Origin of the sequence: Branchiibius hedensis (genome assembly GCF_900108585.1) — a bacterium.
Taxonomy (GTDB): Bacteria; Actinomycetota; Actinomycetes; order Actinomycetales; family Dermatophilaceae; genus Branchiibius; species Branchiibius hedensis.
In genome coordinates this window covers 2,365,912-2,388,485 of the sequence record NZ_UESZ01000001.1, presented here as the reverse complement: position 1 = coordinate 2,388,485, position 22,574 = coordinate 2,365,912, and the positions used below count along the sequence as shown (strand labels likewise).

Sequence of the window (22,574 nt, the reverse complement as noted above, 5' to 3'; positions counted from 1 at the left end):
CGGCCGGGGCGCCTGCGTTGACGAAAGGAATCTGTAATGGCAAAGACGCTGGAATTCAACGACGAGGCGCGCAAGTCTCTGGAGCGCGGGGTTGACGCCCTCGCCAACACCGTCAAGGTGACGCTCGGCCCCAAGGGCCGCAACGTCGTCATCGACAAGAAGTGGGGCGCCCCCACGATCACCAACGACGGGGTGACCATCGCCCGTGAGGTCGAGCTCGAGGACCCCTACGAGAACCTCGGCGCGCAGCTGGCCAAGGAAGTGGCCACCAAGACCAACGACGTGGCCGGTGACGGTACGACGACTGCGACCGTTCTCGCCCAGGCCATGGTCAAGGAGGGCTTGCGTAACGTCGCTGCGGGCGCAGCCCCCGCCGGCCTGAAGCGCGGCATCGACAAGGCCGTCGCTGCGGTCAACGACCGCTTGCTGGCCAACGCCCGTGAGGTCGACGGCCGCGACGAGGTCGCCTCTGTCGCAGGGCTTTCCGCCCAGGACGCGACCATCGGCGGTCTGATCGCCGACGCGTTCGACAAGGTCGGCAAGGACGGTGTCATCACCATCGAGGAGTCGGCGACGGCGACCACCGAGCTGGACTTCACCGAGGGTATGCAGTTCGACAAGGGCTACATCAGCGCCTACTTCGTCACCGACCCCGAGCGCATGGAGGCCGTCCTGGAGGACGCCTACATCCTGATCAACCAGGGCAAGATCTCCGCGATCGCCGACGTGCTGCCGCTGCTGGAGAAGGTCGCGCAGTCCGGCAAGCCGCTGGTCGTCATCGCCGAGGACGTCGACGGCGAGGCCCTGTCCACGCTGGTCGTCAACAAGATCCGGGGCATCTTCAACGTGGTCGCGGTCAAGGCGCCGGGCTTCGGGGATCGCCGCAAGGCCATGCTGCAGGACATCGCGATCCTCACCGGTGGCCAGGTCGTCGCCGAAGAGGTCGGTCTGAAGCTGGACCAGGTCGGTCTGGAGGTGCTGGGTCAGGCCCGCCGCGTGGTGGTGACCAAGGACAACACCACGATCATCGACGGTCAGGGCGCGCCCGAGGACGTCACCGGCCGCGTGGCCGAGCTGAAGTCCGAGATCGAGCGCACCGACTCCGACTGGGACCGCGAGAAGCTGCAGGAGCGCCTGGCCAAGCTGGCCGGCGGGGTCTGCGTGATCAAGGTCGGCGCGCACACCGAGGTGGAGCTGAAGGAGAAGAAGCACCGCATCGAGGACGCCGTCTCCGCGACCCGCGCCGCGATCGAGGAGGGCATCGTCGCCGGTGGCGGTTCGGCCCTGGTGCACGCTGCCGCTGCGTTGCAGAACCTCGCGCTCGAAGGCGACGAGGCCACCGGTGCCTCGATCGTGGCCAAGGCGGTCGTCGAGCCGCTGCGCTGGATCGCCGAGAACGCCGGTCTGGAAGGCTACGTCGCCGTCTCCAAGGTGGGCGAGCTGCCCGTCGGCAACGGCCTCAACGCCGCCACCGGGGAGTACGGCGATCTGGTGGGTGCCGGTGTCATCGACCCGGTCAAGGTGACCCGGTCCGCGCTTCTCAACGCGGCCTCCATCGCCTCGATGGTGCTGACCACGGACACGCTGGTCGTCGACAAGCCCGAAGAGGAAGAGGCTGAGGCCGGTCACGGCCACGGACACGGGCACTGAGGCGACGACGAAGCGTGAAACGGAGGTTGTCGACGAGGCGCTAGCCGAGTCGGCGGCCGTAGTGGAGCGTGAGGAGTGCCTCAGAAGGCACTGAGGCGACGACGAAGCGTGAAACGGAGGTTGTCGACGAGGCGCTAGCCGAGTCGGCGGCCGTAGTGGAGCGTGAGGAGTGCCTCAGAAAGCACTGATCCAACCCTCCGGTGCGCCCGTCACTGCTGCGGCAGGGACGGGCGCGCCGCTGTGTGTTTGCACCGGAGTTCACCCAGAGTTGCTCGCGCGGGGGACGACATGCCTATGGTTGATGGGTTGAGCAATCAACGAAACGTCAGCGATCGTCGGTAAGGAGTGGTGCAGTGAGCCTCGGCCCGCTACGCAAACCACGCTCGACCGGTGAGGCGGCAGGTGACCTACCGTCCAGCTCCGTAACGTTTCCGCCGGTTACAGCGATATCACCGGAGAACGCGCAGACCCCCCTGCGTGATCTTGTGACGCAGGCCCGGCAAGGCGATGACGTCGCGACCAACGATCTGATGGCCGCTGTGCATCAACTGTCGCTGCGCTACGCGCGTGCGCGACTGGGTAGATACGCAGCAGCCACCGACGTAGCGGCAGATGTCGCGCAGGAGGTGTGTGTGGCTGTGCTCGTCGCGCTGCCCCGGTACACCGATCGCGGTCTGCCCTTCGAAGCGTTCGTCTACCGCATCGCCGCCAACAAGGTGGCCGATGTGCGTCGTGGCGCCATGAAGGACCCCGTCCCGACCGAGGAGTTCCCCGCGGTCGAAGATCTGGCACCCGGCCCCGAAGAGCGGGCCGTCAGCGCCGACGAAGCCGTCCGGGTGTGGGATCTGCTGTCCACTCTGCCGGAGCAGCAGCGCGAGATCCTGACCCTGCGGGTCGCGGTCGGCCTGACCGCGGAGCAGACCGCCAGTTCACTCGGGATGTCCGCCGGCGCGGTTCGCGTCGCCCAGCACCGGGCACTGGCGAAGCTGCGCGAGACGCTGGCCAAACAACAGGAGGCGGACCTGTGACGCCGTCCTTCGACCAGATCCACGACGACGACCAACTCCTGGACGCTTTGGGTGCCCGGGAGCGGGTCCGTGGCGATGAACTGACCGGTCTGCTGTCCTCGTGGACGGCCGAGATCGACAATCCGACCGCCCTCCCGCGGGCCGGTCGGCACGCCCGCCACTCGCGCGCGCTGCGGATCGGGCTGACGACGACCGTCGTGCTCGGCACGCTGTCCGTCGGGGGTGTCGCGGCCGCGGTGACCGGCACCAAACTGCCCGTGCTGCACCAGCTGGGCCAGGTCACGCAGGGCTTCTGGGGTGAGTCGGGAGCCCCTGCCGTCGTCGGACCGCCGCCGTCCTCGGCCGCTCCGCGATCGACCGATCCGTCGACTCCGTGGACCATCGACCCGACCCGCACCTCAGGTACGTCGCGTGACCAGGCCACGCGCGTTCCCTCCTTGGTGCCGCCGAGCACCCGCACCCACCTGCCCGGGGTCCCCGTGGCCGCCCCGCGGCCGAAGGCGCCCGCGCCGGTGTCGTCCAGCAGCGCCCAACCGACGCCGAGTTCGACGGCGCCGACCTCGAAGGCACCGAGCCCGACGAAATCCTCCGGCGCCCCGACCGGTACCTCGACGTCCACAGGGTCACCCACCCGCACCGGCGGTCCCGTATACGGCACGTCGTCGCCCGCCCCGAGCACCAGCAGCTCGAGCAGCTCGTCCAGCGACCCGGCCGAGCCGAGCGCGACACCCAAGTTGTCACCGTCGTCATCGAGTTCGGCCAGTTCGACGAGTGCCCCATCTGCTACCAGCTCCAGCAGTACGTCGGTGTTCAGCACCACGACGACCCCCAGTGGTGCGCAGAAGTCTCGCTGACCGGTGATGCGCGCGACGGGCTGTGACCCGGAGCACTCCCGCGATCGCCGTACGATTGGGCAATGGAGATTCCCGACCACTTCGGCCAGTTGGGCCTCACCTACGACGACGTCCTCCTGCTGCCGGGTGAAACGGACGTCATCCCGAGCGAAGTCGATACGACAGCGCAACTGACCCGCGAGCTGACCTTGAAGGTCCCGCTGGTCTCTGCCGCGATGGACACCGTCACCGAGTCGCGGATGGCGATCGCGATGGCCCGCCAGGGTGGCATCGGCGTCCTGCACCGCAATCTGTCGATCCAGGACCAGGCCGAACAGGTCGATCTGGTCAAGCGCACCCAGACCGGCATCATCTCCAACCCGGTGACCATCGGCCCGGACGCGACGCTGGAAGAACTCGACGAGACGTGCGGTCGCTATCGCGTGTCGGGTCTGCCGGTGGTCGACGTCGACAACAAGCTGATCGGCATCATCACCAACCGCGACCTGCGCTTCACGCCCGTCGCGGAGTGGGCGACCACCAAGGTCAACGAGATGATGACCCCGATGCCGTTGATCACCGGCGGCCCCGGGATCAGTCGCGACGACGCCACGACACTGCTGCGCAAGCACAAGCGCGAGCGCCTGCCGCTGATCGACGACGACGGGCACCTCACCGGTCTGATCACGGTCAAGGACTTCGTGAAGTCCGAGCAGTTCCCCGACGCCAGCAAGGACAGCCAGGGCCGGTTGCTGGTCGCGGCCGCCGTCGGCTATTTCGGGGACGCCTGGGAGCGGGCGACGACGCTGGTCGAGGCCGGTGTCGATGTGATCGTGCCCGACGTCGCCAACGGTCACGCCCGGCTGATGCTGGACATGATCCGCAAGCTCAAGGCCGACCCGGCGACCCGCCACGTACAGGTCATCGGCGGCAACGTCGCGACCCGCGAAGGCGCTCAGGCCCTGGTCGACGCAGGTGTGGATGCGGTCAAGGTCGGCGTCGGTCCGGGGTCGATCTGCACCACGCGCGTCGTGGCCGGTGTCGGTGTCCCACAGGTCACCGCGATCTACGAAGCCGCGCTGGCCTGCAAACCCGCGGGAGTCCCGGTCATCGGCGACGGCGGCCTGCAGTACTCCGGTGACATCGCCAAGGCGCTCGTGGCCGGAGCGAGCACGGTGATGGTCGGTTCGTTGCTGGCGGGCTGTGAGGAGTCCCCGGGTGATCTGATCCTGGTCCAGGGCAAGCAGTTCAAGACCTACCGCGGCATGGGTTCGCTGGGCGCGATGGCCTCCCGCGGCAAGAAGTCCTTCTCCAAGGACCGCTACTTCCAGGCCGATGTGGCCAGCGATGACGAGATCATCCCCGAGGGGATCGAGGGTCGGGTGCCCTACCGCGGACCCCTGGGGGCCGTCGTACGTCAATTGACCGGCGGTCTGCACCAGTCGATGTTCTACGTCGGCGCGCGCACGCTGCCTGAGTTGCAGTCGCGCGGGCGGTTCGTGCGGATCACCTCGGCGGGCCTGAAGGAGTCCCACCCGCACGACGTGCAGGGCATCGTCGAGGCCCCGAACTACTGGGCCGGATAATCTTCAGCTGTGACTGAGATCGAGATCGGCCGGGGCAAGCGCGGGCGGCGCGCCTTTTCCTTCGACGACATCGCGGTGGTGCCCTCCCGGCGCACCCGCGACCCGAGGGAGGTGTCGCTCGGCTGGCAGATCGACGCCTATCACTTCGATCTGCCGATCATGGCCGCTCCGATGGACTCGGTCATGTCGCCGGCTTCCGCCATCGAGTTCGGTCGCCTCGGTGGTTTGCCGGTGCTCGACCTCGAGGGCCTGTGGACCCGCTACGAGCGCCCCGAGCCGCTACTGGAGGAGATCGCGGCCCTGGCGCCCAGCGAAGCGCTGCCCCGGATGCGGGAGATCTACTCCGAGCCGATCCGCCCTGACCTGATTGCTCTGCGGTTGAAGGAGATTCGCGACTCCGGGTGCACGGTCGCCGGTGCCTTGTCGCCGCAGCGCACCCAGGAGCACTGGAAGACCGTGGTCGACGCGGGCGTGGATCTGTTCGTGATCCGCGGTACGACGGTCAGCGCCGAGCACGTGTCCGGCAACTCCGAGCCGTTGAACCTCAAGCGCTTCATCTACGAACTCGACGTCCCGGTCATCGTCGGTGGCGTGGCCACCTACACCGCGGCCCTGCACCTGATGCGGACCGGCGCGGCCGGCGTCCTGGTCGGCTTCGGTGGGGGAGCGGCGCACACGACGCGGCGGGCGCTGGGTATCCACGCGCCGATGGCCTCGGCCATCGCCGACGTCGCGGGAGCGCGTCGGGACTACATGGACGAGACCGGCGGTCGCTACGTGCACGTGATCGCCGATGGCGGCATGGGCTTGTCCGGTGACGTGGTCAAGGCGATCGCGTGTGGTGCGGATGCCGTGATGCTGGGTGCTGCGTTGGCCCGGTCCTCTTCCGCGCCGGGCGAGGGCTACCACTGGGGCTCCGAAGCGCACCACGCGCAGTTGCCGCGCGGGGAGAAGGTCTACGTAGGGACCGTGGGCACCTTGGCGGAGATCCTCAACGGCCCGGGCCAGTCCGCGGACGGTACGACCAACATCACCGGGGCGCTGCGCCGCGCCATGGCGACGACCGGGTACACCGAGCTCAAGGAGTTCCAGCGCGTCGAGGTTGTGGTGGCGCCTTACCAGCGGTCCTGATTACGGTCCGGAGACTTTTCTTCGGGTGTAGTACCACGCAGTGACCTGTGTCACTTACTATTCCGTAACATGACCGACATCCTGCAGGACCCCGCTGCCGCCGCGGACCCGGTCGTGGCCGCCAAACCGGCGCGATCGCCGTACGCCATTGCGCCCCACCTGGCCCCCCGGTTGGCGCGTCGCGTCCTCAGTTCCCCCGGTGCTGACCCGATCCAGTGCGTGACGCCGTTCACGGGGGAGTTGCTCGCGACCCTGCCGGGCAGCACGGTGGACGACGTCGAGGTCGCCTACAAGACGGCGCGTCGGGCGCAGCGCAAGTGGGCCGCGACCTCGCCCCGCGAGCGCGCGCGATTCCTGCTGAAACTGCACGACCTGGTCCTGAAGAACCAGGGCGAGCTGATGGATCTGATCCAGCTCGAATCGGGCAAGACCCGCCGCAATGCGTTCGAAGAGGTCATGGACGTGGCGGGGGTCGCCCGGCACTACGCGCGTCGGGCCAACCACTACCTCAAGCCCCGCCGGGCCCTGGGCGCCGTCCCGGTGCTGACCCAGACCCGGGTGCTGCACCACCCCAAGGGTGTCGTCGGAGTCGTTGCGCCGTGGAACTACCCGCTGTCGATGTCCATCACCGACGCGCTCCCCGCCCTGGTCGCGGGCAACGCCATCGTGCTGCGTCCGGACTCCCAGTCGGCGCTGACGGCGCTGCGAGCGGTCGAGTTGATCGACCAGGCCGGGCTTCCGAACGGCTTGCTGCAGGTCGTCCTGGGGCCGGGTAGCACCGTCGGCCAGGCCGTGCTGGACCAGGCGGACTACGTGATGTTCACCGGTTCGACCAAGACCGGCATCGGGGTCGCGCAGCGCGCCGCTGGTCGGTTGGTCGGGGCGTCGATGGAGTTGGGCGGCAAGAACGCGATGTACGTCGCGGCGGACGCCAACCTGAACAAGGCCGCCGAGGGTGCGGTGCGGGCGTGCTTCTCCTCCGCCGGGCAGTTGTGTATCTCGATCGAGCGACTGGTCGTGCACGAGAGCGTGGCCGATGAGTTCACCAAGCTCTTCGTCAAGAAGGTGCAGGCGATGAAGCTCGGTTCGGATCTGGACTGGGGCAACGACATGGGTTCGCTGATCTCGGCGGCGCAGCTCAAGACGGTCGTCGACCACGTCACCAACGCCAAGGCCGCCGGTGCGGTCGTTCTCGCCGGCGGCAAGGCACGCCCCGACCTGGGTCCGTACTTCTTCGAGCCCACCGTGCTGGCCAACGTGCCGGACTCGGCGACGTGCCGTCGGTGCGAGACGTTCGGGCCGTTGGTGTCGATCTATCGGGTGGCCTCGGATGAGGAGGCGATCGCCTTCGCCAACGACTCCGAGTACGGGCTGAACGCCTCGGTGTGGACCAAACGGGTCGGGCGCGGACGGCAGATCGCGGCGCGGATCAAGGCCGGCACTGTGAACATCAACGAGGGGTACGTCGCGGCGTGGGGTAGCAACGGTGCCCCGATGGGCGGGATGGGCCAGTCCGGGCTCGGCCGCCGCCATGGTGCAGAAGGCATCTTGAAGTACACCGAATCGCAGAACATCGCCGCCCAGCACGTCATGCCGATCGCGCCGGCCTTCGGCGTACCGGAAAAGCTATGGGCCAAGACGATGTCGCTCGGTCTGCGCGCGATGAAGCTGGGGAGGCTTTCGTGACAACCGAATACGACCACGACGTGGTGGTCATCGGATCAGGTTTCGGTGGTGCGGTCTCCGCGATGCGGTTGGCCGAGAAGGGCTACTCGGTCCTGGTGTACGAAGCCGGGCGCCGGTTCGAGGACAAGGATTTCGCCAAGACCTCCTGGCGGCTGAACAAGTACCTGTGGGCGCCCGCGCTGAAGCTGTACGGCGTGCAGCGCTATCACGTGTTGCCGAACGTCATGATCCTGGCGGGCGCCGGCGTCGGGGGCGGGTCGTTGAACTACGCCAACACGCTCTACAAGCCGCCGTCGGAGTTCTTCAAGGACCAGCAGTGGGGGCACATCACCGACTGGGAGGACGAGCTCTCGCCGCACTACGAGACCGGCAAGAAGATGCTCGGTGTCGTGGAGGAGAACCCCTGCTGGGGTCCCGTCGAGCAGCTGATGAAGGACACCGCCGAGCAGATGGGGGTCGGCCACACCTTCCGCAAGACGCCGGTCGGGGTGTTCTTCGGGGAACCGGACAAGACCGTCGAGGACCCGTTCTTCGGCGGGGAGGGCCCGGCCCGCACCGGGTGCACCGAGTGCGGTAACTGCATGGTCGGCTGCCGGGTCGGGGCGAAGAACACGCTGATGAAGAACTACCTGGCGTTCGCGGAGAAGGCGGGCGCGCGGATCGAGCCGATGCGCACGGTCACCACGCTCGAATCCCTCGGTGAGACAGAGGGTTTCCGGATCACCACCGAACGCACCGGTGCGTGGGCCGCCAAGAAGCAGACGTCGGTCACTGCCCGGCACGTCGTGCTGGCCGCCGGCACCTGGGGCACCCAGCAGCTGCTGCACAAGATGAAGGCCTCCGGCACGTTGCCGAAGCTGTCCCCGTCGCTGGGGGTGCTGACCCGCACCAACTCCGAGGAGTTGGCCGGTGCCGCGACGATGACGGTGCCCAAGGGTGTCGACCTCACGACCGGTGTGGCGATCACGACGTCCTTCCACGTCGATGAGACCACCCACGTGGAGAACTGCCGCTACGGCAAGGGCTCCAACGTGATGAAGCTGCTCGTCGCCGGGATGGTCGATGGTGAAGGCCGTGGGGCGCTGGCGCGGTTCGCCGCGTTCGGTGTCGAACTGGCCAAGAGCCCGGTCAAACTGTTGATGGCCGGACCGCTGGGCCCGGGTTGGAGCGAGCGCACGATCATCGGGCTGGTCATGCAGGTTTCGGACAACTCGATCACCGTCTCGGCGAAGAAGAAGCTGACCGGCGGTTTCAAACTGACCAGCAAGCAGGGTCACGGCGCGCCGAACCCGACCTGGCTGCCGCAGGGGCATGCTGCCGCGCACGTGATGGCGGACAAGTTGGCGACGCTCACCGGCAAGAAGACGATTGCGGGCACCAACTGGGCTGAGCTCGCGAACAAACCGCTGACCGCGCACTTCCTGGGCGGTGTGGTGATCTCGGACTCGCCGGAGAAGGGCGTCATCGACCCCTACCACCGGGTGTGGGGTTACCCGGGGCTGTTCGTCACCGACGGATCGGCCGTCTCGGCCAACCTCGGGGTGAATCCGTCGCTGACGATCACCGCACAGGCCGAGCGAGCCGCCGCGATGTGGCCGGTGAAAGGGCAGGAGGATCAGCGCCCGACCCAGGGATCGGCGTACGAGCGACTGGACGTCAAACCCAACCGGGTGCCGGGGACGGACCTGGGGATGCCGAAGGTGCGCCCGCTGCAACCGGTCGCCTGATTCCATCAGCACGTACGGCGGTCGTTCCGTTGCGAGGGACGGCCGCCGTTGAGGGTTCTCGGCCGACGCTGCGCAACTACTGCCGGTTTCGTCGCAAGTCGAGGTGGCGGACGCTGTGGGGGCAGCGGCTTGTGGTGGTTTCGTCGAAAGTCGAGGTGGCCGCGGTCGGGCGGCCGCTACCCGTCGTGGGCCTGGGCGATGTTGAAGACGTTGCCGTCGGGGGCTCGGACGAAGAACCGGCGCACACCCCACTCCTCGGTGGTGAGCGGGTGCACGATCTCGATGCCGGCGGCCTGCGCCTCGGCGTGCGCAGCATCGACATCGTCCACCTTCAGGGTCGCCACTGAATCGACCGGCGCTGTCTTGTCCCGGGTCACCACCTGCACACTGACCCGGGACTGCGGCTGGGTGAACCGTGCCACCCAGCCCTGGTTCATCTCCTCCTGGCTCAACCCCAGGAAGTCCGCGTAGAACGCGCGCACCTGGTCGACGTCCGGCACGGTCAGATTGGTCAGGATCTCCACCACGCGCATACTTGGATGTTAGGCGCTCTCCTCGGAGCGCCAGGCGCGCCAGAGGGCCGCGTAGGAGCCGTTGATCGCGAGTAACTCGTCGTGCGAACCCAGTTCGCTGATCCGGCCGCCCTCGATCACCGCGACCCGATCGGCGTCGTGGGCGGTGTGCAACCGGTGCGCGATCGCGACGACGGTGCGTCCGGTGACGACGGCGTTGAGGGATCGCTCCAGGTGCCGGGCGGCGCGGGGATCCAGCAACGAGGTCGCCTCGTCCAGCACCAACGTGTGCGGATCGACCAGTACGAGCCGCGCGAGCGCGAGTTGTTGCGACTGCGCATCGGTCAGCGCGTGACCGCCGGCCCCCACGACCGTGTCCAAGCCGTCGGGCAGTCGCGCTGCCCAGTCCCCGGCGTCCACCGAGGCGAGCGCTTCGCGCAGCACGTCGTCAGTCGCCGTGGGTGCCGCCAGCAGCAGGTTGTCCCGCAACGTCCCGACGAACACGTGATGCTCCTGGGTCACCAGCGCCACCTCCCCGCGCAGCACCGGCAGGCTCAGATCCACCAATGGCACCTCACCGACGGTGACCGACCCCTCTCGGGGACCGTCGATGCCGGCCAGTAACCGGCCCAGCGTGGACTTGCCGGCTCCCGACGGACCCACCATGGCCAACCGCTCGCCGGGCTGGAGCGCCAACGAAACCCCGTGCAGCACATCGCGACCCGTGCGGTAGGCGTACCGCACGTCGGATGCCGCCATGTCCGAGGTCGCTGGCAGGGCACCAGTCGCGGTCCGGTCGGCCGGAACCTCCTCGACACCGATGACTCGGGACAGCGACGTCGCGCCGACCTGGATCTCGTCGAGCCAGCCGAGCAATTCATCGACCGGACCGGCCATCGCCTGCGCGTAGAGCACGATCGTCGTGACCTGCCCGATGCTGGCGTGGCCCTCGAAGACCAGCCAGCCACCCCACAGCAACACCACCGCGACCGGCCCCAGCACGCCCAGGTCGATGGATGGGAACCAGCGCAGTCGCAGCGCGAGGGTGCCCATCTCCGCATCGAACATCTCCGCGATGCTCGCATCGATCCGCTGGCGGCCGCGCTCCTGCAGCCGCAGGGCATCCAAGGTCCTTGCACCCTCGACGGTTTCGGTGACAACGGCATTGCCGACCGCGTAGCTGGCGCGCTCCCGCAGATAGCGTGCGCGGGCCAGCCGCAGATACCGGCGCGTGGTCAGCACCATCATCGGGACGCCGACCAGCAACCCGATCGCAACCAGTGGGTTCACCACGAAGCCCACGATCAAGGTCAGCGTGACCGTCACGGCACCCACGAACAGCGACGGGATGCCGTACCGCACGACGTACGCCAACGCCTCGACGTCGTTGGTGGTCCGCGCGACCAGGTCACCGGTCCCGGCCCGCTCCACCGTCGACAGCGGCAACTCCACGACCCGCTCGACGTACCGCTCGCGCAGTTGGGCGAATACCCCCTCGCCCATGATGAACGCCGCTCGCCGCGCGAACCAGACCAGGATGGTCTGCACCAGGACAGCAGCCAAGAAGGCCAGCGCGATCTCGTTGATGACGGCGTACGTCGTGCCGCGCGTCAGATCGTCCAGCAACCGGCCCATCAACCACGGCGTGACCAGCGCCGCCAGAGCAGCAAGGCCCTGCAGGCCGACGACCAGCGCAAGGAACCCCCGGTGCTGCCGGATCAGGGCCAGGGTGTGCTCGCGCACCTGCCGCGGGGTGGCGATCGGCAAGGTACGCCGCGTGGTGTCGCTCATGCGCCCACCACCGCGTCGTCGTCGCCGCGGACAACCACCCGGCGGTACGCCGAGTCGTGCCGTAGCAGGTCGGCGTGCGTCCCGCGGGCGGTCACCTGACCGTCCTGCAACAACACGACCTCGTCCGCGCGGTCCAGCAGCAGCGGGCTGGCGGTCATCACGATGGTGGTGCGGCCGGCGCGTTCGGCGACCAGTCGGCCCGCGATGCGCGCCTCGGTGTGTGCGTCGACGGCGCTCGTCGGCTCGACCAGCACCAGGATCTCGGCCTCGGACAGCAGCGCCCGGGCCAGCGTGAGGCGCTGCCGCTGGCCACCGGAGAAGGTGCGTCCGCGTTCTTCGACCGGTGTGTCCAGACCGTCGTCGACCGCGTCCAGGATGTCTTCGGCGCTCGCGACCTGCAGGGCTTGCTGCAGTCGTGCGTCGCTGGCGCGGTTCCAGGGGTCGAGTTCGTCGCGCAGCCGGCCGGTGAAGAGTGCGGGGTCGATCTGGGAGACGACCACACGCTCCCGCACCTCGGTGAGCGGGACGTCCGCGATCGGCGTACCGGCAATCGTCACCTCGGTGCGCTCGGCGCCGAACCGGCCCAAACGGTCGGCCAAGGCCGCCGACTCCTCAGGGTGCGCGGACACGACGGCGACGAATTGCCCTGGTGCGACGGTCAATCCGGTGCTCGGGTCGTGCAGACTGCCGGGTCCGTCCGGCAGGGTAGCGGTGGCGGCGTCGGCCGCTGAGTCGCTCCGGACACCGAGGACCGCGATCACCTTGGCGGCCGCGACGTGGGTGCGGGTCAGCTTGCCGGCGAACTCGGTCGCGGTCTGCAGCGGCAGGACCAGGAACGCGGCGTACCCGTAGAACGCAACCAACTGTCCGACCTGCAGATCACCGTCGAGGACCGCATGGGCACCGACCCAGGTCACGATCAGCGTGAAGAGCCCGGGCAGCAGGATCTGGGCCGCATCCAACGTGGACTGCAACCCGGCCACCTGGTTGCCGCGGCGGCGTACGAGCTGGGACTGGTCGCGGTAGCGCTCCAGGAAGGTGGCCTCGCCGCCGATCCCGCGTAGCACCCGCAGACCGGCGACGGTGTCGGCGCCGAGCTCGACGAGTTTGCCGGAGGCCTCACGTTGCTGGGCCTGCCGACGCTGCAGCGGTTTCATCACCAGAGCCAGCGAGGCCAGCAGGATGGGTACGCCGAGCAGCACGAGCAGACCCAACCGCACCGACGTGGTGAGCATGATGACCGCGACCACCAGGTAGGACACGATCGCGCCGGCGAAGCGGTTGGCGACGTCGAAGCTGCTGCCGATGGTGGGGGCATCGGAGGCGATCGCGGCGACCACTTTGCCGGTGGGCATCGCGCGGGGAGGGCGGCCCCGGTGTCCGCGGCGTGGTGACCCAGCCATTGCATCGTGCGGAAGCAGGCCCGCAACCAGTTCTCCACGGCGTACCGGTGGCGCAGCGCACCCGTACCCGCAGAGATGACCGCGAGCGCGAAAACGACTGCGGACCAACGCAACAACGCCGCGCCGTCGCGAGGCACGATGCCCTGGTCGATGGCGCGGCCGACCGCAGCCGGGGTGAGCGCCGCACACAGCATCCAGATGCTGCCCATCAGTGCGCCGAGGATCTGGGAGCGCAGCTGGCCGCGACCGACGCCGAGCAGGAACCGCCACGGACCGCGCAGATCGGGCGTGCCGGGATCGGTGAAGGGGAGTCGTTGCATTTCGAAGATCACGGTGCGCCACGAGGACGCGCTGGGGCAAATCCTTTTCGGGAGTGCGCGCCGCGAGTTGTGGCGGTGTCGTCACCAGTTGAGGTGTCTGCGCTCGGGAGGGCCTCGAGTGCTGGCGGTTTCGTCGATTGTTGACGGCGCGCACCTCGGACAGTGCCTGTGGACAGCCGCCGGCACGAGTCCGGCAATTCCGAAACGCTGGGTCCATGAGCGACGCGCTACCGAAACGACGGTTCGGGCTGATCACCCGCGCCGAGGCGAATGCCGCGGGGGTCACCGACGCGATGCTGCGCAGTCGTAAGTTCCGAAGGGTCGGGCATGGCGTGTACGCCGACCGCAGCTACCCGCCGTCGGAAGCTCTGCGCCTCGACGCCGCTCTGCTGGTCGCTCCCGCGGAGACGGTTGTCGCCCGGCACAGTGCGGCACGGCTGTGGCACGGGGTCGTTCCCGATTCAGCCATGGTGACCTTGAATCTCCCGGGTCATCGGCGGCTGCGGCTGGATGGTGTCGAGGTTCGCAGCGTTGCGAGTGCTCAGGTGGTGGTGCTGGACGGTCGGCCGGTCACGACTCCTGCGCAAACCTTCTGTGAATTGGCGACCGATCTCGACTTGGTCGATCTGGTGATCCTCGGTGACTCGCTGGTGCGGGCCAAGAAGTGCCGGCCGGAAGACTTGGTCCGACGGGCAACGCAGTGGCGTGGTGCTCGATGCCAGCTGGCGCGACGGGCCGCATCGCTGGTTCGTGCTGGCGTCCGATCACCCAAGGAGACCCGGCTGCGGATGCTGATTGTGCTCGCCGGTCTCCCAGAGCCGCTGGTGGGACTGAAGTTCCGGGATGCTGATGGTCGGATCCGCTACGAACTCGATCTGGCCTACCGGGAGAAGATCGGCCTCGAGTACGACGGCCACGACCATCACTCCACACCGCGCGACCGGGAGTGGGACGCCCGGCGGCGACGGTGGTTCACGGATCAGGGCTGGAGCCACCTGTCCTATACCAACAATGACCTCTGGGCGGAACCGAGGGCTCTTCTGGAACAACTCGTCGCGATCCAACGACGGCACGGGATGGCCGTGCGGATCAGCAGCGACGAGTGGACTCGCTACTTCCCGGGGCGGCGAGCCGCTGGTTGAAGTCTTGGCAGTTTCGTCACCAGTTGAGGTGTCTGCGCTCGCGAGGGCCTCGAGTGCTGGCGGTTTCGTCGATTGTTGACGGCGCGAGGTGAGCAGGCAGCGGCACGCAGCGCGCGACGTACGCTTGAAACCATGTTGCGGACCGCCCTGAAGCCCAAGTGGCTGGGTTGGTTGGCGGCGTTGGTGGTCATCGTGGCCGCGTTCATCTGGCTGGGCCTGTGGCAGTTCGGGGTCGCGCACACCAAGGGTGCGCATGACGCGATGGCCGACGATGCGCACAAGACCCGCGTGACGCTGCAGGACTACATCGCTCCGCACCAGGACTTCCCGGCCGACGGTTCGCTGCGGCCCGTCGTCGCAACAGGCCACTTCGACCCCGAGCACCAGGTCCTGGTCGCCGGCCGCGTGTTGGACGGCAAAGACGGCTGGTGGGTGGTGACGCCGCTGGTCGCCGACGGCAGCGACGCGCGGATCGCGGTGGTCCGCGGATTTGTGAGTACGCCGAGTGCCCCCGCCCCGACGACCGGCACCTCGAGCGTGACGGTGGAGGGTGAACTCGCACCCGGTGAATCGCCGTCCGACGGCACGTATCCCGCCGGGCAGGTCGGCAGCGTCAACCTGGCGATCTTCGCCAACCAGTGGGGCGGGCAGATCTACAACGCGTTCATCTTCGCGACCAGCGAGCAGCCGAACGCCACAGCAGCACCGATCCAGACGTTCCCGCCACCGGAGCCGGCCAGCGGCGGTCTGCAGATCCGCAATCTGGGCTACGCGATCCAGTGGTGGCTGTTCGCGGCGTTCGCGGTCTACATGTGGTGGCGGATGGTGCGCGATGACTACCGCGATGAACAGGCGCTGATGGCCGCGGGGGACAATGTGCCGGATCCTAAGGAGAGAAGTGCCAGTGTCTGAGCTTGACCGCAGCCAGTTGATCGACGTCCCGAAGGCGCGTACCGCGCTGACGTTCTTCCGGGTGATGGCGGTGATCGTCGGTATCGGCCTGCTGATATTGGTCGCCGAAGTGATCCTGCACCGCGGCTTCCAGAACAACTCACTGGACTGGTGGCCGCAGCCGCACGGCATCCTGTTCATCATCTACGTGGCCGCCACCGCCAACCTCGGCTTCAAGATGCGCTGGGACATCCCCAAGATGGTCGGGGTGATTCTGGCCGGCGTCGTACCCTTCCTGTCCTTCTACGTCGAGCACCGGGTCAGCGGCACGGTGAAGCGTGAACTGGACGGCATCGAGGCCCGTAAACTGGCGCAGTGAGTTCAGCGCCCCTGCAGGAGCACCCCGTCCTCGTCGTCGACTTCGGTGCGCAGTACGCGCAACTGATCGCCCGCCGCGTCCGCGAGGCGAACCTCTTCAGCGAAGTCGTGCCGCACACCATGTCGGTGGCCGACATGCTGGCCAAACAGCCGGCCGCGATCGTGCTGTCCGGCGGCCCGTCATCGGTTTACGCCGAGGGCGCCCCGAGCCTGGACAAGGCCCTGCTCGAAGCGGGCGTGCCCGTCTTCGGGATCTGCTACGGCTTCCAGGCCATGGTCAAGGCCCTCGGTGGCACCGTCGAGCGGACCGGACTGCGCGAGTACGGCGCGACGCAGGCCACCGTGCGACCGGAGTCCACGCTGTTCAACGGTCAGCCGGACACCCAGTCGGTCTGGATGAGCCACGGCGACTCCGTCTCCGAGGCCCCGAAGGGACTGGCCGTCACCGCCACCTCACCCGGCGCCGACGTGGCCGCAATCGAGGACAACGACCGACGGTTGTACGGCGTGCAGTGGCACCCGGAGGTGCTCCACTCCACGTTCGGCCAGCAGGTCCTGGAGAACTTCCTGCTGCACGGCGCTCGGCTGAGCCCGGACTGGACTGCCGCCAACATGGTCGAGGAACTCGTCACCCAGGCGAAGGCCGACATCGGGGATGCCCGCGCGATCTGCGCCCTGTCCGGTGGGGTCGACTCCTCGGTCGCAGCAGCCCTGGTGCAGCGGGCCATCGGCGACCGGTTGACGTGTGTCTTCGTCGACCACGGCCTGTTGCGTGAGGGCGAGGCCGAGCAGGTCGAGCAGGACTTCGTGAAGGCCACCGGGGTCGACCTGGTCGTCATCGATGCCCGCGAGCAGTTCCTCACCGCTCTGGCTGGGGTCAGCGACCCGGAGGCCAAGCGCAAGATCATCGGCCGCGAGTTCATCCGCACCTTCGAGCAGGCTGCGCGCGACATCGTGCAGGACCGCGGCGACGAAGAGCACCCGGTGAAATTCCTGGTGCAGGGCACGCTCTACCCGGATGTCGTCGAGTCCGGTGGCGGCACCGGTGCGGCCAACATCAAGAGCCACCACAACGTCGGCGGTCTGCCCGATGACCTGCAGTTCTCCCTGGTGGAGCCGTTGCGGTTGCTGTTCAAGGACGAGGTCCGTCAGGTCGGCCGCGAACTCGGCGTCCCCGAGGCCATCGTGGCCCGCCAGCCGTTCCCCGGCCCCGGCCTGGGCATCCGGATCATCGGCGAGGTCACCGAGGAGCGGCTGGACATCCTGCGCCGCGCGGACGCCATCGCTCGCGCCGAGCTCACGGCCGCGGGCCTGGACCGCGATATCTGGCAGTGCCCCGTGGTGCTGCTGGCCGACGTACGTTCGGTGGGCGTCCAGGGCGACGGGCGCACCTACGGTCACCCGATCGTGCTGCGCCCGGTCTCCAGCGAGGATGCGATGACCGCGGACTGGACGCGGTTGCCCTACGAGGTGCTGGCCAAGATCTCCGGACGGATCACCAACGAGGTGGCCGAGGTCAACCGAGTCGTCCTCGATGTGACCAGCAAACCGCCGGGCACCATCGAGTGGGAGTGAGGTCGCGCATAGCGCGCGCCCAGCCGGCCGGAGCACACTGGACGCTGTGACTGCCTCCGTCCTCGCCGACCGGGAAACCTCGGCTGCCCGTACGGCGCGTGGCGGGCTGACCATCCCGATGTGGGTGCACGGGGCGGCGATGATCGCGCTCTCGGCGACGGCGCTGGCCATCCTGGTGCGCTACTGCCTGCACAGTTATCGCGGCCTGCGCTGGGACGAGGGGCTCATGTCGGCCTGGGACATCTCCGACGCCTCCCGGCTCACGGCGGCGCACTTCCTGTCCGTCATCACCGTGCCCGCTGTTGCCCTGGTCCTCATCGGCTGTGTCGGCGTGGCCGTCGTGCGGCGTCGGATCGGCGTGGCCGTGGGTGCGGCGACGCTCATCGGTGGGGCGACGATCACCACCCAGATCTTGAAGTATCAGGTTTTCGAGCGGTTGCCGCACGCGGGTTCCAACACGTTGCCCAGCGGTCACACCACCGTTGCCGTGTCGGTGTGCCTGGCCGCGACGCTCGTGGCGCCGACCAGCGCACGGGTGTTCGTCGCCCCGGTGGCGGCGGGTCTGTCGGCCGCTGCCGGCATCGCGACGGTGCTCGGATCCTGGCACCGCCCCGGCGATGTGCTCGCGGCGCTGGCGGTCTGCACGGCGTGGCTGGGTGTTGCCCTCATCGTGATCTTCGCGATGGAGCAGCGCCTGCCCGGCCCGCGACCCTCGGGGATCTCGCCGGCGTTGGCCCTCGCCGGACCGAGTGCGGTGCTCTTCGTGATGCTCTGGCAGCGCGGGATCGTGATCGGTGCCGGACTGCCCTTGGCGGGAGCCTGGCTGGCCGTCGCGGTGTTCGCGGCCGCGGTCGGGCTGGTGTTCACCTGGCTGACCGCCGTCGCTGATCGATCACTGACATGACCCTGCCGCTTCGGACACCGCTGGCCATGATCGCCGGCGGTCTGATCGCTCTGGCAATCGTCGTGCTGGGTGGCGTGGTCAGCGCGACCGGCGGGCGGGTCGACCGGGAGTTGATGCTGGCCTGGGCCTACGACGACCTGGTGATCGGCCCGGTCGGAGTCCTGGTCCGCGGCCCGCTCATCGTGGTTGTGCTGGCCGCGATCGTCGGGGTTGCTCTGCTGCGGCGACGGCCTGATCTGGCGGTCGCCGCGGTGGTCCTGGTCGGTGGCGCAACCGTGAGCACCCAGCTCCTCAAGCGCTCGGTCATTGCCCCGTTGGCGACCGGGGAGAACACGATGCCCAGCGGCCACGTCACGGTCGTGCTGTCCACACTGCTCGCGGCAGTGCTGGTGTCCGGTCCGCGGTGGCGGCCGCAGCTGTCGGCGCTCGCGGGTTTTCTGGGGGCGGTGACGGCGATCGGCGCGATGATCGGCACCTGGCACGTGCCGGGCGACGTCGTCGCCGCTGCTGCCGTGTGCCTGGTGTGGGCCGGGATCGTCGTGCTGATCGGCGCGCCGGTGGCACGCCGGTTCCACCGGACGGCAGCCGTCAGGTGGTCATCAGATCCCGCGCTGCGACCACCTGGTCTCGCGCTCCTGGGTGGGTTGGCGGCGGCAGGTGCGCTCACGGCGTACCGCGGATGGCCCGATATCCCGCTGGGCTGGTTCGTGGCGTCCCGGTTCACCGGGATGTTGGTCGCGCTGGCGGTGAGCGGGGTCGTCAGCTGGTTCGTGGTCGCCCTGGACGAGGTCGATCAGGTCGCCGGGACGTGATCGGGGTGATCCGGGTGATCCGTGTGATCGCGCGGGGTTTCCTTGGGTGACTTCCACCACGCCAGCCAGCCGATCGCGCCCAGCGGCAACTCCAGGATGTGGGTGAAGAAGCCGAACAGCAGCACGCCGGCGGCTGCGGCGGCGGGGTCGGCGCCCCACGCCTTGAGCACCGCCAGGGTGCCGGTCTCGGTGATCCCGACGCCGCCAGGGGTGACGCCGACCGCGGTGAGCAACCGGCCGATGGCGTACGCCGCGAACAGGTTCACCCACGGCAGGTTCACCCCCAAGGCGTTGAAGGTGCGCCAGAAGAGGATGAAGTAGACCCCCATGAAGCCCACCAGGCCCAGGGTCATCGGCAGCCAGCCGGTCCGGGTCACGTTGGCCATCCGGGAACGCTGGTCGACGATCAACTCACCCAGCGCCGGCACCTGACCCTTCTTCTTGCCGCGCCGGACGCGGGCGAAGACGGGTGCGACCCACCGGTCCAGCCAGCCGGCGACGGTCATCGTGAGTTTGGGGCTGACCAGGATCGCGATGAACGCCGTCAGCAGCAGCAGTCCGGTGATCCCGCCCCACCAGGCCGCCTTGCGCACCGATGGCGGCAGGGCGTTCTCGCTCAGGGACAGGGCCGCGATGCCGAGCAAGGGCAACGCCACGCGGGCCAGGACGTTCCAGACCCCGGAGACGATGATCGAGGTCGAGATCTCCCGACGCACGAAACCCCAGGACCGGGCCATCAGGTACGTCGTGGCGACGCCCGCCGCGCCGCCGCCGGGGAGCAGGTTGCCGGCCGCCGACCCCGACACGTTCATGATCAGGGCACGGATGTGCGACAGACCGGGCAGCGACCCGGTCAGCGTGAACGTGTAGCACCACAAACCGAGCACGACCAGACCGAAGAGTTCCAGGCAGGTCAGCCAGCCGATCTTGCTGAACGAGTCGAAGATCTCGTGCCAGGTCACGCCGCCCACCCACGGCAGGACGAAGATGATCAACAACGCCGCCAGGCCGATACCGGCAATCGCCGACAGGAAGGTGCGCCACGTCGGCTTGGGCATGTGTGGCGCTTCGTCGTCCAGCACCTCTGCCGGTAGCGATTCCGGCTGTGAACCGTCCGTCGTCATCGGCGGATCTCCTCTGTGACGTCCTGCTGGGTGCTGGGCTGGAAAATGTCGTGGCTCACCGGGCCGGCATGCGTCGGGCTGACGAACCATTCCCGGCCGAAGACCAGGTCGTACACCGGCCGCGGGATCCGCAGGAACGCGGCCAGCGTCCGGTCCGCGCCACCGTCGGCGACCGCCTGGGAGGCGTGGGCCCGCATCGAGGCACGTTTGGCCTTGATCTGATGACGTACGTCGATCCGATGGGTGATCTGTTCCTTCGCCGAATAGGCCCGGCGGTAGGAGTCGATGTCGAACTCGGGCGGGAACTTGTAGAACTTGGCGGCCAGGTTGATGCCTTTGACCAGCAGATCCCGCGGCACGGTCGCTTCCAGCACCGGGATGCCGGTCACCTCGGCTGCCCGGGCGCCGACCCGGTGGACCTGGACGTGGTCGGGGTGGCCGTAACCACCGGTGGGGTCGTAGCTGGTGAAGACATCGGCGTGCTCTTCGCGCAGGATCTCCGCGAGTTTGCCGGCTGCCTCGTCGACGTCCGCGTCGCTGAACCGGGTGCGGCCCGTCCCGTCCAGGTGCGTGACGGGACCCAGCCCGGAATCGGCGTACCCCAGGTTGACCACGCGGGCGACGCCGAGCGCATCGGCGCTGGCCTGCACCTCGGCCAGGCGGGTTTTCGCGAGGTCGGCCGGGTCGCCGTACTCGCTGCTGGTCAGCCCGAGCGCTCCGTCGGTGGCGACCACGAGCACCACCCGGTGACCCGCCGCGGCCGCCTTGGCCATCGTGCCCGAGGTGAGCAGAGCTTCGTCATCCGGGTGCGCGTGGAAGAACACGGCGACCGACATGGCCCCCATCCTGCCCTGTGCTGCTGCTATGAGCCTGAAGGGTGACCCGGCGTGGCCACTAGTGTTGTGCGGCGTGAAGGTCGCCCTGCTCACCGACTGCTACCTGCCACGGCTGGGTGGCATCGAGGTCCAGATGCACGATCTGGGGCGGCATCTGGTCGCTGAGGGGCACGAGGTGCACGCGTTCACCGCGACCCGCGGAGCCGATGGGACCCGGCATGGTCAGGAGGTCATCGACGGGGTGCAGGTGCACCGGTTGGCGATCCCACTGCCCGGTGACCTGCCCGTGAATCCGCTGGCCCCACGCGAATTGCGCTCTGTTCTCGGTGATTTCGACGTTGCGCACGTGGCGATGGGGGTCGTGAGTCCGTTCGCGATGGACAGCACGCGGGTGGCGCTGGGGCTTGGGGTTCCGACCGCCGTGACCTGGCACTGCGTGCAGGACCGGTTCCGCTTCGTGGTCCAGGCGGCCGGCTACGTCCGACGCTGGTCGCGTCGCGGTGCCGCGTTGTCGGCGGTGTCCTCGGTCGCCGCGGCCCCGTTGGTGGGGCTGTCCACGACGCCGATCGCCGTGTTGCCCAACGGGATTTCTGTCGCGGACTGGGCTCCTTCGGGTGAGCTGCGGGTTCCGCCCGGCGGTGTGGTCGAGGTGGTCTCGGCGATGCGACTAGCCACCCGGAAGCGTCCGGTGGAGTTGGTGGCGGCAGTCGGTGCGGCGCGTTCTGAGCTGACCGGCCGGGGCGTGGACCTGCGGCTGACGATCCTGGGTGACGGACCGTTGCGCTCGCGGGTTCTCACAGAGGGTGCGCGGTACGGCGACGGCTGGCTGACGCTGCCCGGTCGGGTCACGCGGGAGGAGCTGCGCGCGCGCTACCTGGACAGCGACCTGTACGTCGCGCCCGCCCGGTTGGAAGCCTTCGGGATCGCGGCTCTGGAAGCACGGACCGTCGGGCTGCCGGTCGTGGCGCCGGCGATGAGCGGGGTCAGCGAATTCGTGACGGACGGTGTGAACGGGGTGCTGACCGGGCCGTCGACCTCTGAGCTGGCGGCCGGCATCGCACGCCTGGCCGGAGACACCGCGTTGCTCCGGGAGATCACTGTGACGAACCAGACGTCGGCGCCGGCGTGTGACTGGCCGGACGTCGTACGTGCGGCGGTGGCTGAGTACGAGCGCGCCGGCGCCTGACGCTCCGTCCCCGACTTTTGAAGCGCAACTCACCCAGCGACGCCGCGTCCGGGTGAGTT

At 68.5% G+C, this 22,574-nt stretch carries 19 protein-coding genes; 14 read left to right on the top strand and 5 right to left on the bottom strand.

Annotated features, from left to right (window positions below; all coding sequences use genetic code 11):
* Positions 1-36: 36 nt before the first annotated feature.
* The 7 genes from groL (at position 37) to DR843_RS11500 (ending at position 9,641) form a co-directional block, all read left to right on the top strand.
* The gene (gene groL, locus DR843_RS11530; RefSeq protein ID WP_109685979.1) at positions 37-1,650 is read left to right on the top strand and encodes a chaperonin GroEL; all 1,614 of its coding nucleotides are present in this window, start codon (positions 37-39) and stop codon (positions 1,648-1,650) included.
* A 353-nt stretch (positions 1,651-2,003) separates the two neighbouring features.
* On the top strand, positions 2,004-2,678 hold the full coding sequence (shbA, locus tag DR843_RS11525; protein ID WP_172461493.1) for an RNA polymerase sigma factor ShbA: 675 nt from the start codon (positions 2,004-2,006) through the stop codon (positions 2,676-2,678).
* Complete coding sequence (locus tag DR843_RS11520; RefSeq protein WP_109685977.1) at positions 2,675-3,532, top strand: hypothetical protein; 858 nt, start codon at positions 2,675-2,677, stop codon at positions 3,530-3,532. Before shbA ends, DR843_RS11520 begins: the two co-directional genes overlap by 4 nt.
* Before the next feature lie 62 nt (positions 3,533-3,594).
* Entirely contained in the window at positions 3,595-5,097 is a 1,503-nt protein-coding gene (gene guaB / locus DR843_RS11515) for an IMP dehydrogenase (protein ID WP_109685975.1), read from the top strand.
* Between the two features lie 9 nt (positions 5,098-5,106).
* Positions 5,107-6,228, top strand: coding sequence for a GuaB3 family IMP dehydrogenase-related protein (locus DR843_RS11510; RefSeq protein ID WP_109685973.1), 1,122 nt, complete (start codon positions 5,107-5,109; stop codon positions 6,226-6,228).
* 69 nt (positions 6,229-6,297) lie between these two features.
* Positions 6,298-7,914 (top strand): succinic semialdehyde dehydrogenase, encoded by a 1,617-nt coding sequence (locus DR843_RS11505; RefSeq protein ID WP_109685971.1) that lies wholly within the window; start codon positions 6,298-6,300, stop codon positions 7,912-7,914.
* A complete protein-coding gene (locus tag DR843_RS11500) occupies positions 7,911-9,641 on the top strand; it encodes a GMC family oxidoreductase N-terminal domain-containing protein (RefSeq protein ID WP_281268833.1) in 1,731 nt (576 codons plus the stop codon). Before DR843_RS11505 ends, DR843_RS11500 begins: the two co-directional genes overlap by 4 nt.
* Before the next feature lie 176 nt (positions 9,642-9,817).
* Here DR843_RS11500 and DR843_RS11495 read toward each other — a convergent pair whose 3' ends face one another.
* Genes DR843_RS11495 through DR843_RS11485 form a run of 3 tightly spaced genes read right to left on the bottom strand, consistent with a single transcriptional unit; the run spans position 9,818 to position 13,299 of the window.
* Complete coding sequence (locus DR843_RS11495; protein ID WP_109685967.1) at positions 9,818-10,174, bottom strand: VOC family protein; 357 nt, start codon at positions 10,172-10,174, stop codon at positions 9,818-9,820.
* A gap of 9 nt (positions 10,175-10,183) precedes the next feature.
* A complete protein-coding gene (locus DR843_RS11490) occupies positions 10,184-11,944 on the bottom strand; it encodes an ABC transporter ATP-binding protein (protein WP_109685965.1) in 1,761 nt (586 codons plus the stop codon).
* Entirely contained in the window at positions 11,941-13,299 is a 1,359-nt protein-coding gene (locus DR843_RS11485) for an ABC transporter transmembrane domain-containing protein (RefSeq protein WP_245934100.1), read from the bottom strand. Before DR843_RS11485 ends, DR843_RS11490 begins: the two co-directional genes overlap by 4 nt.
* Positions 13,300-13,882: 583 nt before the next feature.
* Here DR843_RS11485 and DR843_RS11480 point away from each other — a divergent pair.
* From DR843_RS11480 to DR843_RS11455, 6 genes are all read left to right on the top strand, one after another.
* The gene (locus tag DR843_RS11480; RefSeq protein ID WP_109685962.1) at positions 13,883-14,809 is read left to right on the top strand and encodes a DUF559 domain-containing protein; all 927 of its coding nucleotides are present in this window, start codon (positions 13,883-13,885) and stop codon (positions 14,807-14,809) included.
* A 132-nt stretch (positions 14,810-14,941) separates the two neighbouring features.
* Positions 14,942-15,721, top strand: a complete 780-nt coding sequence (locus DR843_RS11475; protein ID WP_109685960.1) for an SURF1 family protein — start codon at positions 14,942-14,944, stop codon at positions 15,719-15,721.
* Positions 15,714-16,079 (top strand): DUF3817 domain-containing protein, encoded by a 366-nt coding sequence (locus DR843_RS11470; RefSeq protein ID WP_245934099.1) that lies wholly within the window; start codon positions 15,714-15,716, stop codon positions 16,077-16,079. Before DR843_RS11475 ends, DR843_RS11470 begins: the two co-directional genes overlap by 8 nt.
* Positions 16,076-17,653: a glutamine-hydrolyzing GMP synthase gene (guaA, locus tag DR843_RS11465; RefSeq protein WP_109685956.1), complete on the top strand. Its 1,578-nt coding sequence runs from the start codon at positions 16,076-16,078 to the stop codon at positions 17,651-17,653. Before DR843_RS11470 ends, guaA begins: the two co-directional genes overlap by 4 nt.
* Before the next feature lie 46 nt (positions 17,654-17,699).
* Positions 17,700-18,557 carry a phosphatase PAP2 family protein gene (locus tag DR843_RS11460; protein WP_109685954.1) on the top strand — a complete coding sequence of 286 codons (858 nt, stop codon included), beginning with the start codon at positions 17,700-17,702 and terminating at the stop codon, positions 18,555-18,557.
* On the top strand, positions 18,554-19,369 hold the full coding sequence (locus tag DR843_RS11455; RefSeq protein ID WP_109685952.1) for a phosphatase PAP2 family protein: 816 nt from the start codon (positions 18,554-18,556) through the stop codon (positions 19,367-19,369). The genes DR843_RS11460 and DR843_RS11455 overlap by 4 nt, the downstream gene beginning before the upstream one ends.
* Here DR843_RS11455 and DR843_RS11450 read toward each other — a convergent pair.
* On the bottom strand, positions 19,351-20,493 hold the full coding sequence (locus DR843_RS11450) for a lysylphosphatidylglycerol synthase transmembrane domain-containing protein (protein WP_109685950.1): 1,143 nt from the start codon (positions 20,491-20,493) through the stop codon (positions 19,351-19,353). The two genes, DR843_RS11455 and DR843_RS11450, sit on opposite strands and share 19 nt — an antisense overlap.
* A complete protein-coding gene (locus tag DR843_RS11445) occupies positions 20,490-21,338 on the bottom strand; it encodes a PIG-L deacetylase family protein (RefSeq protein ID WP_109685948.1) in 849 nt (282 codons plus the stop codon). The genes DR843_RS11450 and DR843_RS11445 overlap by 4 nt, the downstream gene beginning before the upstream one ends.
* A gap of 19 nt (positions 21,339-21,357) precedes the next feature.
* Between DR843_RS11445 and DR843_RS11440 the strand changes: the two genes are divergently transcribed.
* Positions 21,358-22,515 (top strand): glycosyltransferase family 4 protein, encoded by a 1,158-nt coding sequence (locus DR843_RS11440; protein WP_245934098.1) that lies wholly within the window; start codon positions 21,358-21,360, stop codon positions 22,513-22,515.
* Positions 22,516-22,574: the final 59 nt, after the last annotated feature.

Coding starts and splice junctions, on each gene's coding strand:
- DR843_RS11450 (WP_109685950.1), bottom strand. CDS start 20,493: ATGACGACGGACGGTTCACAGCCGGAATCGCTACCGGCAGAGGTGCTG.
- DR843_RS11475 (WP_109685960.1), top strand. CDS start 14,942: ATGTTGCGGACCGCCCTGAAGCCCAAGTGGCTGGGTTGGTTGGCGGCG.
- DR843_RS11490 (WP_109685965.1), bottom strand. CDS start 11,944: ATGAGCGACACCACGCGGCGTACCTTGCCGATCGCCACCCCGCGGCAG.
- DR843_RS11485 (WP_245934100.1), bottom strand. CDS start 13,299: ATGCCCACCGGCAAAGTGGTCGCCGCGATCGCCTCCGATGCCCCCACC.
- DR843_RS11440 (WP_245934098.1), top strand. CDS start 21,358: ATGAGCCTGAAGGGTGACCCGGCGTGGCCACTAGTGTTGTGCGGCGTG.
- DR843_RS11455 (WP_109685952.1), top strand. CDS start 18,554: ATGACCCTGCCGCTTCGGACACCGCTGGCCATGATCGCCGGCGGTCTG.
- DR843_RS11445 (WP_109685948.1), bottom strand. CDS start 21,338: ATGGGGGCCATGTCGGTCGCCGTGTTCTTCCACGCGCACCCGGATGAC.
- guaB (WP_109685975.1), top strand. CDS start 3,595: ATGGAGATTCCCGACCACTTCGGCCAGTTGGGCCTCACCTACGACGAC.
- groL (WP_109685979.1), top strand. CDS start 37: ATGGCAAAGACGCTGGAATTCAACGACGAGGCGCGCAAGTCTCTGGAG.
- DR843_RS11495 (WP_109685967.1), bottom strand. CDS start 10,174: ATGCGCGTGGTGGAGATCCTGACCAATCTGACCGTGCCGGACGTCGAC.
- DR843_RS11505 (WP_109685971.1), top strand. CDS start 6,298: ATGACCGACATCCTGCAGGACCCCGCTGCCGCCGCGGACCCGGTCGTG.
- DR843_RS11480 (WP_109685962.1), top strand. CDS start 13,883: ATGAGCGACGCGCTACCGAAACGACGGTTCGGGCTGATCACCCGCGCC.